The sequence below is a fragment of the Hydrogenophaga sp. genome (assembly GCF_030373245.1).
In the GTDB taxonomy this organism is placed as follows: domain Bacteria; phylum Pseudomonadota; class Gammaproteobacteria; order Burkholderiales; family Burkholderiaceae_C; genus Hydrogenophaga.
In genome coordinates this window covers 137780-149862 of sequence record NZ_JAUCZF010000001.1, presented here as the reverse complement: position 1 = coordinate 149862, position 12083 = coordinate 137780, and the positions used below count along the sequence as shown (strand labels likewise).

General features: G+C 64.7%; 14 protein-coding genes. 8 read left to right on the top strand and 6 right to left on the bottom strand.

The window, feature by feature from the left end; all coding sequences use genetic code 11:
* The first annotated feature begins 11 nt into the window (after window positions 1-11).
* From lepB to nagZ, 8 genes are all read left to right on the top strand, one after another.
* Window positions 12-977, top strand: coding sequence for a signal peptidase I (gene lepB, locus QUV25_RS00760; RefSeq protein ID WP_300860632.1), 966 nt, complete (start codon window positions 12-14; stop codon window positions 975-977).
* A gap of 43 nt (window positions 978-1020) precedes the next feature.
* Window positions 1021-1368 carry a DUF4845 domain-containing protein gene (locus tag QUV25_RS00755; RefSeq protein WP_300860631.1) on the top strand — a complete coding sequence of 116 codons (348 nt, stop codon included), beginning with the start codon at window positions 1021-1023 and terminating at the stop codon, window positions 1366-1368.
* Window positions 1369-1411: 43 nt separating this feature from the next.
* Window positions 1412-2128, top strand: coding sequence for a ribonuclease III (gene rnc, locus QUV25_RS00750; protein WP_300860630.1), 717 nt, complete (start codon window positions 1412-1414; stop codon window positions 2126-2128).
* Window positions 2129-2150: 22 nt separating this feature from the next.
* The gene (era, locus tag QUV25_RS00745) at window positions 2151-3194 is read left to right on the top strand and encodes a GTPase Era (RefSeq protein WP_300860629.1); all 1044 of its coding nucleotides are present in this window, start codon (window positions 2151-2153) and stop codon (window positions 3192-3194) included.
* Between the two features lie 181 nt (window positions 3195-3375).
* On the top strand, window positions 3376-4164 hold the full coding sequence (gene recO / locus QUV25_RS00740) for a DNA repair protein RecO (protein ID WP_300860628.1): 789 nt from the start codon (window positions 3376-3378) through the stop codon (window positions 4162-4164).
* A gap of 2 nt (window positions 4165-4166) precedes the next feature.
* Window positions 4167-4940 (top strand): pyridoxine 5'-phosphate synthase, encoded by a 774-nt coding sequence (locus QUV25_RS00735; RefSeq protein WP_300860627.1) that lies wholly within the window; start codon window positions 4167-4169, stop codon window positions 4938-4940.
* Between the two features lie 7 nt (window positions 4941-4947).
* Entirely contained in the window at window positions 4948-5361 is a 414-nt protein-coding gene (gene acpS / locus QUV25_RS00730) for a holo-ACP synthase (RefSeq protein WP_300861960.1), read from the top strand.
* A 2-nt stretch (window positions 5362-5363) separates the two neighbouring features.
* The gene (gene nagZ / locus QUV25_RS00725; protein WP_300860626.1) at window positions 5364-6455 is read left to right on the top strand and encodes a beta-N-acetylhexosaminidase; all 1092 of its coding nucleotides are present in this window, start codon (window positions 5364-5366) and stop codon (window positions 6453-6455) included.
* A 143-nt stretch (window positions 6456-6598) separates the two neighbouring features.
* Here the strand turns inward: nagZ and QUV25_RS00720 are convergent, their stop codons facing one another.
* The 6 genes from QUV25_RS00720 to truA all read right to left on the bottom strand — a co-directional run bounded on the left by QUV25_RS00720 (window position 6599) and on the right by truA (window position 12059).
* Window positions 6599-7282, bottom strand: a complete 684-nt coding sequence (locus QUV25_RS00720; protein WP_300860625.1) for an LON peptidase substrate-binding domain-containing protein — start codon at window positions 7280-7282, stop codon at window positions 6599-6601.
* Window positions 7279-8157 (bottom strand): acetyl-CoA carboxylase, carboxyltransferase subunit beta, encoded by an 879-nt coding sequence (gene accD, locus QUV25_RS00715; RefSeq protein ID WP_300860624.1) that lies wholly within the window; start codon window positions 8155-8157, stop codon window positions 7279-7281. Before accD ends, QUV25_RS00720 begins: the two co-directional genes overlap by 4 nt.
* A gap of 169 nt (window positions 8158-8326) precedes the next feature.
* Window positions 8327-9136 (bottom strand): tryptophan synthase subunit alpha, encoded by an 810-nt coding sequence (gene trpA / locus QUV25_RS00710; RefSeq protein WP_300860623.1) that lies wholly within the window; start codon window positions 9134-9136, stop codon window positions 8327-8329.
* Entirely contained in the window at window positions 9133-10464 is a 1332-nt protein-coding gene (gene trpB / locus QUV25_RS00705; protein WP_300860622.1) for a tryptophan synthase subunit beta, read from the bottom strand. The genes trpA and trpB overlap by 4 nt, the downstream gene beginning before the upstream one ends.
* Before the next feature lie 41 nt (window positions 10465-10505).
* On the bottom strand, window positions 10506-11183 hold the full coding sequence (locus tag QUV25_RS00700; RefSeq protein WP_300860621.1) for a phosphoribosylanthranilate isomerase: 678 nt from the start codon (window positions 11181-11183) through the stop codon (window positions 10506-10508).
* Between the two features lie 96 nt (window positions 11184-11279).
* Window positions 11280-12059, bottom strand: coding sequence for a tRNA pseudouridine(38-40) synthase TruA (truA, locus tag QUV25_RS00695; RefSeq protein ID WP_300861958.1), 780 nt, complete (start codon window positions 12057-12059; stop codon window positions 11280-11282).
* Window positions 12060-12083: the final 24 nt, after the last annotated feature.

The window sequence follows — 12083 nt, the reverse complement described above, 5'->3', positions numbered from 1 at the left end:
TGCAGGCCGCCATGAGCATGATCACGGGCGTGATCCTGGTGGCCTTCGTGGGTTACGCCTTCGCCTGGTACACCGGCTCGGTCGAGGGCAACTTCGCCTTGCTGCTGATGCTGGCGGTTGGGGTGACCGGAGTGTATTGGGTCGCCGAAAAGCTGTTCTTTCTGCCGCAGCGCCGCCGAGCCGCCGATCACCTGTTGCATGAGCACCAGAGCCGCAAGGAAGCGCTGCGCAAACAAGGCTTCAGCGACGTTGAAGGTGATGTGGAGCCTGCGCGCCAGCAGCTCTTGGCGCAACCTTGGTGGCTGGACTGGACGGCGGGCCTGTTCCCCGTGATTCTGGCGGTGTTTGTGTTGCGCTCGTTCCTGTTCGAGCCGTTCAAGATCCCGTCGGGTTCTATGATCCCGACGCTGCGGGTGGGTGACCTGATCCTGGTCAACAAGTTTCATTACGGACTGCGTTTGCCGGTGTTCAACACCAAGCTGCTGGCCAACCACGAGCCCCAGCGGGGCGACGTGATGGTGTTTCGCTATCCGCCGCAGCCCAGTCTGGACTACATCAAGCGTGTAGTGGGCGTGCCCGGAGACGAGGTGGCCTATCTCAACAAGCGGCTGATCATCAACGGGCAACCGGTGCCTCAGGAAGCCCTGGCGGACTTCTTCGACGGTGACAGCATGCGTTACGCCAAGCAGTTCCGCGAGACGGTGGGGAGCAAGCAGTATGGCACCCTGAATGACGAAGATCGTCCCGCCTTCATTCCAGGTGCCACCGATTTTCCCAACAAGTCCAATTGCCGCTACACCGTCGAGGGCGTGGTGTGCAAAGTGCCTGAAGGCCACTTCTTCATGATGGGTGACAATCGAGACAATTCACTGGACTCACGCTATTGGGGTTTTGTGCCCGAGGCCAACATCGTGGGCAAGGCGTTTTTTGTCTGGATGAACTTTGGTGATCTGGGACGCATCGGCTCGTTTGAATGACGAGCGATGCGAGGGCTTTGAGGCACAGCAGGAGTACACACACATGATGCAGCGCAAATCACAACGCGGCCTGACCTTTCTGGGCCTTCTCTTCGTCGGCATCTTGCTGGCTTTTGCCGGCGTGGTGTTCGCGCAGGTGGTGCCTACCTACATCGAGTACATAGCGGTCCAGAAGGCCGTGGACAAGGCGTCGGCCGGTGAGACGGTGGCAGAAGTGCGTTCGATCTTTGACAAGGCCGCCCAGATCGACGACATCCGAACCATTTCGGGTAAGGACTTGGAAGTGGGGAAGGAAGGCAGCAAGGTGGTGGTGTCTTTCGCCTACGAGCGCGATGTGCACTTGGCTGGCCCTGCCTTCCTGGTCATGAGGTACCAGGGCCGCTCCAAGTGAGCCTGGTGCGGAGCAACTGGGGCCGTGGCGGCCGGCGTTTCGCTTGAGCACGGAACTGCAGGCGCTGCAGAAGCGACTGGAGTTGGCATTTGCCAATCCACGCCTGCTGGAGCGCGCGCTCACCCACCGCAGTTTTTCGGCTGATCACAACGAGCGGCTGGAGTTTCTGGGCGACTCGGTACTGAGCCTGGCGATCTCGGGTCTGCTGTTTGAAAAGCTGAGCGATCTGCCCGAGGGCGATCTGTCCCGCGTGCGCGCGAACCTGGTCAAGCAGGACACCCTGTTTCAGCTGGCCTCTCGGCTGGATCTGGCGGCCGCCCTGCGACTGGGCGATGGCGAGAAGCGCTCGGGTGGCCACAAGCGGCCGTCCATCCTCGCCGATGCGCTGGAGGCCGTGATCGGCGCGGTCTACCTGGACGCCGGCTTCGAGGCCGCATCCGCCCTGGTGCGACGCCTCTTCAGCGGCGTTGAGCTCAGCGCTCAGATGAGTGCCTTGGGCAAGGACCCCAAAACCGAGTTGCAGGAGTGGCTGCAGGGGCGCAAGATGAAGTTGCCGATTTACCGGGTGGTGGCCACGCTCGGCGAGGCCCACAAACAGACCTTTGACGTGGAGTGCACCGTGACCGATACGGGCCACAGTGAGCGCGGCATCGGTGCTTCTCGCCGCGCTGGCGAACAGGCTGCCGCAGCGGCGATGCTGCAGCACCTGCACCGAGCCCGACCCGAAGCAGCAACTCTGCCGCCCAACCCCTCCGCCTGATGGCGGCGTGAACCGACCCGACATGCCCCGATCCAAACCCGACTCCACCGCCGCCCAGGCCGCCATCCCACCTAATCCCGAGCTCGATGCCATGCTGGCTCGAGCGCTGGGTCGTGAGGCAGGTGCCGATGCGGGCTTGCCTGCCGCCGACGAGGAGCCCGCCGACCCTGAGGTGATCGATCCGGATCGACAGCACTGCGGCCTGGTCGCGATTGTTGGCAAGCCCAACGTGGGCAAGTCCACCCTGCTCAACGCGCTGGTGGGCCAAAAGATCAGCATCACGTCGCGCAAGGCCCAGACCACGCGCCACCGCATCACCGGCTACCGCACCGTTGGCGCCAGCCAGTTCGTGTTTGTCGACACACCAGGCTTCCAGACCCGGCATGGCAACGCGCTCAACCGCTCGCTCAACAAGACGGTGCTGGGCGCGGTGGCCGATGTGGATCTGATCCTGTTTGTGGTGGAGGCTGGTCACTTCAACCAGGCCGATGCCAAGGTGCTGGATCTGCTGCCTGACAACATTCCGGTCGTCCTGCTGGCCAACAAGTTCGACCTGGTGCATCGCCGGGGAGACCTGGCGCCCTGGTTGCAGTCGATGCAGGAGCGCCGTGCCTTTGCCGAGTTCGTGCCCATGTCGGCCAAGACGGCGCGTGATATCCAGCGGCTGTTTGGCATCTGCGAAAAGTACCTGCCCCGCCAGCCCTGGATGCACGCGCCGGAAGAGCTCACCGACCGCAGCGAGCGTTTCATGGCCAGTGAAATGGTGCGCGAGAAATTGTTCCGCCTGACCGGCGACGAGCTGCCCTACACCTCCACCGTCATCATTGACAAGTTCGAGCAGGAAGGTTCGCTCAAGCGCATCGCAGCGACCATCGTTGTGGAGCGGGAAGGGCACAAGGGCATGGTGATCGGCGACAAGGGCGAAAAACTCAAGCGCATTGGTACCGAGGCCCGCCAGGAGCTGGAGAAGCTCTGGGACTGCAAAGTCTTTCTGGAGTTGTGGGTCAAGGTGCGGTCGGGCTGGGCCGACGATGCAGCGCGGGTGCGGTCGTTCGGTTATGAGTGAAGGTGCCCCCACGCTCCGCCGCTGCGCGGGTCGCTGCCCCCCGAGGGGGCTGGGCCTGCCTTGGGGCGGCCCGGCGGCTGGCCCGCTGGCCCCTTTGGGAGCTGCATCCCGCGGATGCGACCTGCGGCGCCGCCGCTGCGCGGGCCGCTGCCAGGAATTTTGGCGTTGAGCACGCTCGACGATGGCCACGCGTCGCTCGGCTGAAGAGCCTGCTTTTGTCCTGCACCGCTACGACTGGAGCGAGTCCAGTCTGATACTGGAGGTCTTCAGCCGCCGCGAGGGCCGCATTGCGCTGGTGGCCAAGGGGGTGAAGCGGCCGACCTCGCAGTTTCGCCCGGTGCTGCTGCCCTTGCAGCCGCTGCTGCTGGGTTGGGGGGGGGATGCCGAGGTGCGCACGCTCAAGTCGGCGCAGTGGCGGGGCGGCCACGTGATGCCAACCGGCGAGGCGCTGCTCTCGGGCAGCTACCTCAATGAGTTGCTGATGCGGCTGCTGGCCCGAGATGATCCGCACCCAGGCTTGTTCGACCACTATGAGATGGCGGTTCAGTTGCTGGCCGAGCGGGGCGATGCGCAGCAGTTGGTCTTGCGCGCCTTTGAGCTGCTGCTGCTGCGTGAGGTGGGTTTTCTCTCGGACCTGGGGCAGGAGGGCAGTTCGCTGGCGGCGCTCGATCCGCAGGCCAACTACCTGCTGGTCCCCGAGAGCGGTCTGCGGCTGGCGCAGCCCGAGGAGGCGCACAGCCTGACCGGTGCGCAATGGCTGGCGCTGCAGCGAGCGATGCGGTCCGACGATGTGTTCATCGCCACCCTTCGTGCCTGCGCGCCCGCTCTGCCAGCCCTGCGCACGCAGCTTCGCACCCTGCTGCACTACCATTGCGGCGTGCGCGTGTTCAAGACCCGCCAGCTGATGCTCGATGTCCAGGCCATGCGCCGCCTGCCAGAGCTCGATGCGTTGCCCAACCCACCCCTGTGACCATGAGTTCCTCCTCCAAGCACACCGCCCTCTCGGTTAACCTCAACAAGGTGGCACTGGTCCGCAATACGCGCCACCTGGGCATCCCTTCGGTGACCCGTGCAGCCACGCTCTGCCTGCAGGCGGGTGCGCGCGGCATCACAGTGCACCCGCGGCCCGACGAGCGCCACATCCGGCTTCACGATGTGCTGGATCTCGCCGAGTTGATGTTGAGCTGGCCGGATCGCGAGTTCAACATCGAAGGCAACCCGTTTCACAACCTCATGGCCATTGCCGCCGACTTGCGCGCGCGCGGGCTGCCTCTGCACCAGCTTACCTTTGTACCCGATAGCGAAGGCCAGTTCACCAGCGATCAAGGCTGGCGCTTTCCCGAAGACGCGCAGCGGCTGGCGCCGCTGGTGGTGCAGGCCCAGGCGTTGGGTGCTCGAGTGAGCCTGTTCATGGACGCCGAAGTCTCCGCCATGCCGGCGGCCAAGGCGGTGGGCGCCGACCGCGTGGAGCTCTACACCGAGCCTTATGCCGCGGCCTGGGGAACCCCCGGGCAGGCCGAGCAACTGGCGCGTTTCCGCGCGGCGGCACAGGCCGCGCTGGATGCTGGTCTGGGCGTGAACGCCGGCCACGACCTCAACCGCGATAACCTCACCGCGTTTTTGCGCGCCGTGCCTGGCGTCAGCGAAGTCTCGATCGGTCACGCGCTGATCGCCGATGCGCTGGAGCAGGGCTATATGGCCACCGTGGCCGCGTACATTGGCTGTATCGATGAGGCGTTCGCCTGAAACCTGCATGATTTACGGCATCGGCACCGACGTCTGCGATATCCGCCGCATCGAAACCACGGTTCAGCGGCAGGGTGAGCGATTTGTCCGCAAGGTGCTGGGCGAGGCCGAGTGGCTGGTGTGGCAGCAGCGAAGTGTGCGTTGGCCACAGCGCGGTCTGCGCTACCTCGCCACGCGTTTTTCCGCCAAGGAGGCGTTCTCCAAGGCCATTGGCCTGGGTATGCGCATGCCGATGAGCTGGCGGCGCTGTGAAATTCTGAATGAACCCAGTGGCCGGCCAATGATCGTGTTGCACGGCGAGCTCAAGACGTGGTTTGAGGCGCAGGGCTTGCGCGCCCACGTCACGGTGACCGACGAGACCGACTACGCAGCCAGCTTTGTGGTGGTCGAGCGCGACCCAACGAACCTCACTATCTCTTAGCTATGAACCTCCACGCCCCTTTGATCATTGACGTCGCCGGGCTCGCGCTCACCGAAGCCGACCAGCAGCGTCTGGCCCACCCGCTGGTGGGCGGCGTGATTCTGTTTGGCCGCAATTGGAAAGACCGCACCCAACTCACCCACCTGTGTGCTCAGATCAAGGCGGTGCGTGCGGATTTGCTCATCGCGGTCGATCACGAGGGCGGGCGGGTACAGCGTTTTCGCACCGACGGTTTCACCCACCTGCCTCCCATGGCGGCGCTGGGTGCGCTGTGGATGAGGCCGGAAAAAAAGGGCGAAATCGCAGGCGCGTCGGCGCTGCTCGCCTGCAACACCGCCACCGCGGCGGGGTATGTGCTGGGCGCGGAGCTGCGCGCCTGTGGCGTGGATCTCAGCTTCACCCCGGTGCTGGACCTGGATCACGGAGGCAGCTCGGTGATTGGGGACCGCGCGCTGGGCCGGGACGCGCGTGTGGTCACGCTGCTCGCTCAAGCCCTCATGCTCGGGCTCAGGCAGAGCGGCATGGGCAACTGCGGCAAACACTTTCCGGGCCATGGTTTTGTCAAGGCCGACTCACACCTGGAGATCCCGGTGGATGGGCGCAGCCTGAAAGCCATCCTGGCGGAGGACGCGGCCCCCTACGGCTGGTTGTCGAGCAGCCTGGAGGCGGTGATGCCGGCGCATGTCATCTACCCCAGGGTCGATCGCCGCCCGGCGGGTTTTTCTGAACGCTGGCTACAGGACATTCTGCGTCACCGGCTGGGCTTCACCGGCGCCATCTTCAGTGACGACCTGAGCATGGAGGCGGCGCGCTTCATCGATGGCCGGCGGGTGAGCTTCACCGAGGCGGCGCTGGCGGCGCTGGCGGCTGGCGCCGACATGGTGCTGCTGTGCAACCAGTCCGTCGTGGACGACGGCGCACCCATTGATGCGGCCATCGATGACCTGTCGCGCGCGGTGCTTCAGGGCGACTGGGCGCTCAGCGCTGCGAGTGACGCCAGGCGCCTGGCGCTGCTGCCCGCAGGCGCTGCTGTCGAATGGGACGAGCTGATGGTGAGCGATCGCTACATGCACGCCTTGTCGTTGCTGCCCTGAGGCCAGGCCTGCGCTGCGGTGGCGCAGCAAAACATATGCGCAGGACGCGGCTGGAAGGGAATCCAACGATCCGGCGCCGGTCCGGCCCACGCCGGATCAGCCCCTTCGGGGGCAGCGGTCCGCTCAGCGGTGGAGCATGAGGGCTATCTCTCCACACCCATCTTGTCCAGCAGATCCGACACCAGCTCCAGCCTGAGCAAGGGGTTGTCGAGCGTCATCAGGCGCTGCTTGAGTTCGGGCGGCGCCGGCAGCAGCTCGACCCAGCGGTTGGCTACCCAGCCGCTGTCGTCCCAGCGATAGGGCGGCTGCAAGGGCAGCTCGTTCAGGCTGTCGGGTTCGCGCTCCCGCAGATTGTCCAGCAGGCGCTGCAAGGCGTCGCGGGTGGACATCAGGTCCTGGGGTACCGGCACCACCGTTTCGGTGGGTTGCAGCGTGACATCCGCCACCCAAAGGCCGTGGGGCAACTGGTGGCTGCCATCGATCTGGAAGCGCTGCAGACCGCGGCAGTGGATCATGAGCAGGCCGGGCTGCGGCTTTTCCAGCCGCTCGATCCGCGCCAGTGTGCCCACCGGGAAAAACGCCTCGCGTGCAAACGCGTCGCCGGTGGGAGGCGCCTTGGGATCGATTCGACGCACCTCGCTGCCCTGGGACAGGCAGACCACACCAAATGGCGCGCCCGCCTTGTGGCAGCGGCTGATCATGTCGAGGTAGCGCACCTCAAAGATGCGCAGCGGCATCCAGCCGTCGGGAAACAGCACAGTCTGCAGCGGGAACAGGGGCAACTGCTGAAGGGTGAGCGGCGCTGCCGCGTCGTTGGTGTCGCTCAATCGGCGACCACCGCGTCGGCGCTCTGGCGTTGCAGCATCGCGAGCACATTGGCCACTGTGGCGCGCAGCTCACGCCGATCGCAGATGAAGTCCAGCGCGCCTTTGGTCTGCAGGAACTCGGCGCGCTGGAAGCCTTCGGGCAGCTTCACCCGCACCGTGTTCTCGATCACGCGCGGACCCGCAAAACCGATCAAGGCCTTGGGTTCGGCAATGACCACGTCCCCTACAAAGGCAAAGCCGGCGCTCACACCACCCATGGTGGGGTCGGTGAGCACGCTGATGTAGGGCAAGCCCTTCTTCGCCAGGCGGGTCAGGGCCGCATTGGTCTTGGCCATCTGCATCAGCGACAGCAGGCCTTCCTGCATGCGGGCACCCCCGGTCGCGGTAAAGCACACGAACGGCACCTTCTGCGCAATCGCTTCTTCCACGCCACGCACAAAGCGCTCGCCCACCACCGAGCCCATGGAGCCACCCATGAAGTCAAATTCAAAACAAACGACCACCAGGCTCATACCTTGCACAGCGCCGCCCATGACCACCAGCGCGTCGGTCTCGCCCGTGGTCTCCAGCGCTTCCTTCAGGCGTTCGGGATACTTGCGGCTGTCTTTGAACTTCAGCGCATCGACTGGCAGCACCTCCTGCGCCAGCTCGTAGCGGCCTTCGGCGTCCAGAAACGCATTGAGCCGCGCGCGGGCGCCGATGCGATGGTGGTGGCTGCAGTGCGGGCACACATTCTGGTTTTTTTCCAGATCGGACTTGTACAGGACCGCTTCGCAACTCGGGCACTTGATCCACAGCCCTTCGGGCACGCTGCGGCGTTCAGTGGGATCGGTGGGGGTGATCTTGGGGGGCAACAGTTTTTCTAGCCAGGACATGTGGTTCTCCTAAAGCGAAGCAAATTAGACCATGCAGGCAGGCGATGGGTCACTGGCCTGCCGGGCCGCTCCCGAGCGAGGCCCTGCACCCTTAAGCCGGGAAAGCAGCTGGTGGCTTGCGGGTCCAAGGGCAGCGTCCCGCGCAGCGGTGGAACGCGCGGGCCATCCATCACGCATCGAGCGCTTTGCGGATCGTCCGCATGAATTGCGATGCCACCGCAATCACCTTTTCGTACGGCTCGTTTTCGATCAGCTGGATCAACCGACTGCCAATGACCACGGCGTCGGCTGACTTGCCGATGGCTTTGGCGGTCTCGGCATCACGAATGCCAAAACCCACGCCCACCGGCACCGTCACATGCTGGCGGATGCGCGGCAGCATGGCCTCGACCTGCCCGACGTCCAGCGTGCCAGCACCGGTCACGCCCTTGAGCGAGACGTAGTACACGTACCCGCTGGCCACCCGGGCCACTTGTGCCATTCGCTCGTCGGTCGAAGTCGGCGCCAGCAGAAAGATCAGGTCCATGTTGTTCGCGCGCAAAGTCGAGGCGAACTCTTCGCACTCCTCCGGTGGGTAGTCCACGACCAGCACCCCGTCGACACCGGCGGCCGACGCGTCTTGCACGAAGCTGCCTTCACCGTGTTTCTGGTCGTAGCGCTCAATCGGGTTGGCATAGCCCATCAGCACCACGGGGGTCTGCTTGTTGCGCTCACGAAACGCCTTGACCATGGCGATCACCTGCACTAGGCCAACGCCCAGCGCCAGGGCTCGGTCACCCGCCTTCTGGATCACTGGGCCGTCGGCCGACGGGTCCGAGAACGGTACGCCGAGTTCGATCACATCGGCGCCACCCTCAACCAGTCCATGCATCAGCTCGGGTGTGATGTTGGCGAAAGGAAATCCGGCCGTGACGAAGGGAATGAGCGCTTTGCGGTTCTGCGCCTTCAGGGCACTGAACGTGGTGTCGATACGGCTCATGGTGTTTTGGCCTCCACGCTGGTGGCGCTGCGTGCCACGCTGGCTGTCACCTTCATCACCGAGGTGTCGGCGCCGCCCTTCACCGACTGGCCTTTGCAGCTGGGGCGGCAGTAGAAGTCGGCTTGCGACAGATCGGCCACGGTGCCGATGTCTTTGTCGCCGCGGCCGGACAGATTGACCAGGATGGACTGGTCAGGCTTCATGGTCTTGGCCAGCTTCATCGCGTAAGCAATGGCGTGGCTGGATTCGAGCGCGGGAATGATGCCCTCGGTGCGGCAGAGGTAGTGAAAGGCTTCCAGCGCTTCGGTGTCGGTGATGCCCACGTAATCGGCACGCCCGATGTCTTTGAGAAACGCATGTTCGGGGCCGACACCGGGGTAGTCCAGGCCAGCGCTCACGCTGTGGGTTTCGGTGACCTGGCCGTTGTCGTCTTGCAGCACGTAGGTGCGATTGCCGTGCAGCACGCCCGGACTCCCTTTTTGCAGCGAGGCCGAGTGTTTGCCACTCTCCAGTCCTTCGCCGGCCGCTTCCACACCGACCAGACGCGTGGCGGCGTGGTTGATGTAGGGGTAGAAGATGCCCATGGCGTTGCTGCCGCCGCCCACGCAGGCGACCACCACATCGGGTTGCTCACCGGTGCAGCCTGCGGTCTTGAGCATCTCTGGCATCTGCACCAGGCATTCGTTGCCGATCACACTCTGGAAGTCGCGCACCATCATGGGGTAGGGGTGCGGACCAGCCACGGTGCCGATGATGTAGAAGGTGTTGTCGACGTTGGCGACCCAGTCGCGCATGGCTTCGTTGAGCGCGTCTTTCAGCGTCTTGCTGCCCGACTCCACCGGTACCACGGTCGCACCCAGCAGCTTCATGCGGTAGACGTTGGGGCTCTGGCGCTTGACGTCTTCGCTGCCCATGTAGACCACGCACTCCAGGCCGTAGCGCGCGCAGATGGTGGCGGTGGCCACGCCATGTTGGCCGGCGCCGGTCTCGGCGATGATGCGCGGTTTGCCCATGCGCTTGGCCAGCATGGCCTGACCGATGGTGTTGTTGACCTTGTGGGCACCGGTGTGGTTCAAGTCTTCGCGCTTGAGGAAAATCTGTGCGCCGCCTTGTTCGCGACTCATGCGCGCGGCGTGGTAGACGGGGCTTGGGCGGCCGACGAAGTGGGCCAGCTCGCTCTGGAACTCGGCCAGGAACTCGGGGTCGTGCTGGTATTTCGCGTAAGCCGCTTTGAGCTCGTTGATCGCGTGGGTGAGCGTCTCGCTCACGAAGCTGCCGCCGTAAATGCCGAAATGGCCTCGGGCGTCGGGTTGCTGGTAGGTGTCCATGGGTGTCTCGGTTCAATGACCCGAGCGACTCGGAAACGGGTTCAGCTCGGGCGGGATAAGAGGGCGTCGGCCGCGCGAACGGCGGCGACGAATGCGTGGATCCTGTCCGCGTCCTTGATGCCTTTGGACACCTCGACGCCAGAACTCACGTCAACGGCCCAGGGCCGCACGCGGCTGATGCCATCGATCACGTTTGCAGCGTCGAGTCCACCAGACAAAACGAGGCGAGAGCTGGCGTTTAGAAGCGGGTGTGACCACGGGAAAGCGTTCCATTCGAAGGATTGACCTCCGCCACCAAATCCTTCGACATGGGCGTCGAGCAGGATGGCCTGGGCGGCAGAAAAGTCTTCTGCGTATTTTAGGAGATCAAAGCCCGACCCGGCGGGGCCGGTGGGTATGCGGGCGGCGCGCAGATAAGGTCGGCCAGCGGCCAGGCAGTCGGCGGGCGTTTCGTCACCGTGAAATTGCAGCAAGGCATTGGGCACGGACTGCACGCCTTGCGCGATGAACTCAGGGCTTGCGTTCACGAACAGCAGCACCGGCGTGACGAAAGCCGGCAGGCGGCGCGCCAGTTCACCCGCCCGCTCGGGCGGCACGAAGCGCGGGCTGTGTGAGTAAAGCACAAAGCCGATGGCGTCCGCACCGGCCTGCACGGCCGAGTCCACGTCGGACTCGCGGGTAAGTCCACAAATCTTGATGCGCGTGCGAAGGTGTTTCATCAGCAAAGGTGTCTTGATCAAGGACGCCGCGGAACCGGCTCCGCCGGGCCGCCAGTGTCGCCCTGGGGGGTGACGCCGAAGGCGGCGCGGGGGGAGCTAAGGCAACCAGTCAAACGCGGGCGTGCGGTCCGGCAGACCCCATGACGCATCGTAAACCGGTCCCAGGAAATACAAGCCATCTGGCGAAAAGGTGGGCGCGGCGGCATCTCGGTTGCGGGCTGCCAGCACCTCGGCCATCCAGCTCACCGGCTGCTTGCCGGTGCCAATCGCGATCAGGCAGCCCATGATGTTGCGGATCATGTGGTGCAGGAACGCAGTGGCCTCGAATTCAAAACGCCAGTAGGCGCCACGCCGCGTGATGGCGATGCGCAGCACGTGTTTGACTGGGCTGTGAGCCTGGCAGCTGGAGGCGCGGAACGAGCTGAAATCGTGTTCGCCGACGAGTGTCTGCGCTGCGCTCACCATGGCATCCTGATGAAGAGGCCGAAACACCCAGCCCACCTGGCCGCAATCCACGCTGGGCCGCACGGGCGACTCGAGCAATACGTAAGCGTAGCGCCGCGCTCGGGCGCTGGCGCGGGCATGAAAGCTGGACGGCACGCGTTGCGCCCACTGCACCGCGATGGTCTCGGGCAGGAAGCGGTTGGTGCCGCGCACCCACGCGTTGTCGTCTCGTTGCAGTGGGGTGTCGAAGTGCACCACCTGCATCAGGCCATGCACACCGGAGTCGGTGCGACCTGCGCAGAGCGTCTGCACGCGCGGCAGAGCGCAAAAGCTCGCCAGCGCCTGCTCCAGGTGGTCTTGCACGGTGATGCCGCTGGCCTGGCTCTGCCAGCCCTCAAACGCCCGACCGTTGTAGCTCACGCCCAGCGCCATGCGCTGCGGCGTGGGGGCGTCGGG

Bases quoted from the DNA above. Each gene is read 5' to 3' on its own strand.
- lepB (WP_300860632.1), top strand. From the start codon at position 12: ATGAGCATGATCACGGGCGTGATCCTGGTGGCCTTCGTGGGTTACGCC.
- QUV25_RS00755 (WP_300860631.1), top strand. From the start codon at position 1,021: ATGATGCAGCGCAAATCACAACGCGGCCTGACCTTTCTGGGCCTTCTC.
- era (WP_300860629.1), top strand. From the start codon at position 2,151: ATGCCCCGATCCAAACCCGACTCCACCGCCGCCCAGGCCGCCATCCCA.
- recO (WP_300860628.1), top strand. From the start codon at position 3,376: ATGGCCACGCGTCGCTCGGCTGAAGAGCCTGCTTTTGTCCTGCACCGC.
- QUV25_RS00735 (WP_300860627.1), top strand. From the start codon at position 4,167: ATGAGTTCCTCCTCCAAGCACACCGCCCTCTCGGTTAACCTCAACAAG.
- acpS (WP_300861960.1), top strand. From the start codon at position 4,948: ATGATTTACGGCATCGGCACCGACGTCTGCGATATCCGCCGCATCGAA.
- nagZ (WP_300860626.1), top strand. From the start codon at position 5,364: ATGAACCTCCACGCCCCTTTGATCATTGACGTCGCCGGGCTCGCGCTC.
- accD (WP_300860624.1), bottom strand. From the start codon at position 8,157: ATGTCCTGGCTAGAAAAACTGTTGCCCCCCAAGATCACCCCCACCGAT.
- trpA (WP_300860623.1), bottom strand. From the start codon at position 9,136: ATGAGCCGTATCGACACCACGTTCAGTGCCCTGAAGGCGCAGAACCGC.
- trpB (WP_300860622.1), bottom strand. From the start codon at position 10,464: ATGGACACCTACCAGCAACCCGACGCCCGAGGCCATTTCGGCATTTAC.
- QUV25_RS00700 (WP_300860621.1), bottom strand. From the start codon at position 11,183: ATGAAACACCTTCGCACGCGCATCAAGATTTGTGGACTTACCCGCGAG.
- truA (WP_300861958.1), bottom strand. From the start codon at position 12,059: ATGGCGCTGGGCGTGAGCTACAACGGTCGGGCGTTTGAGGGCTGGCAG.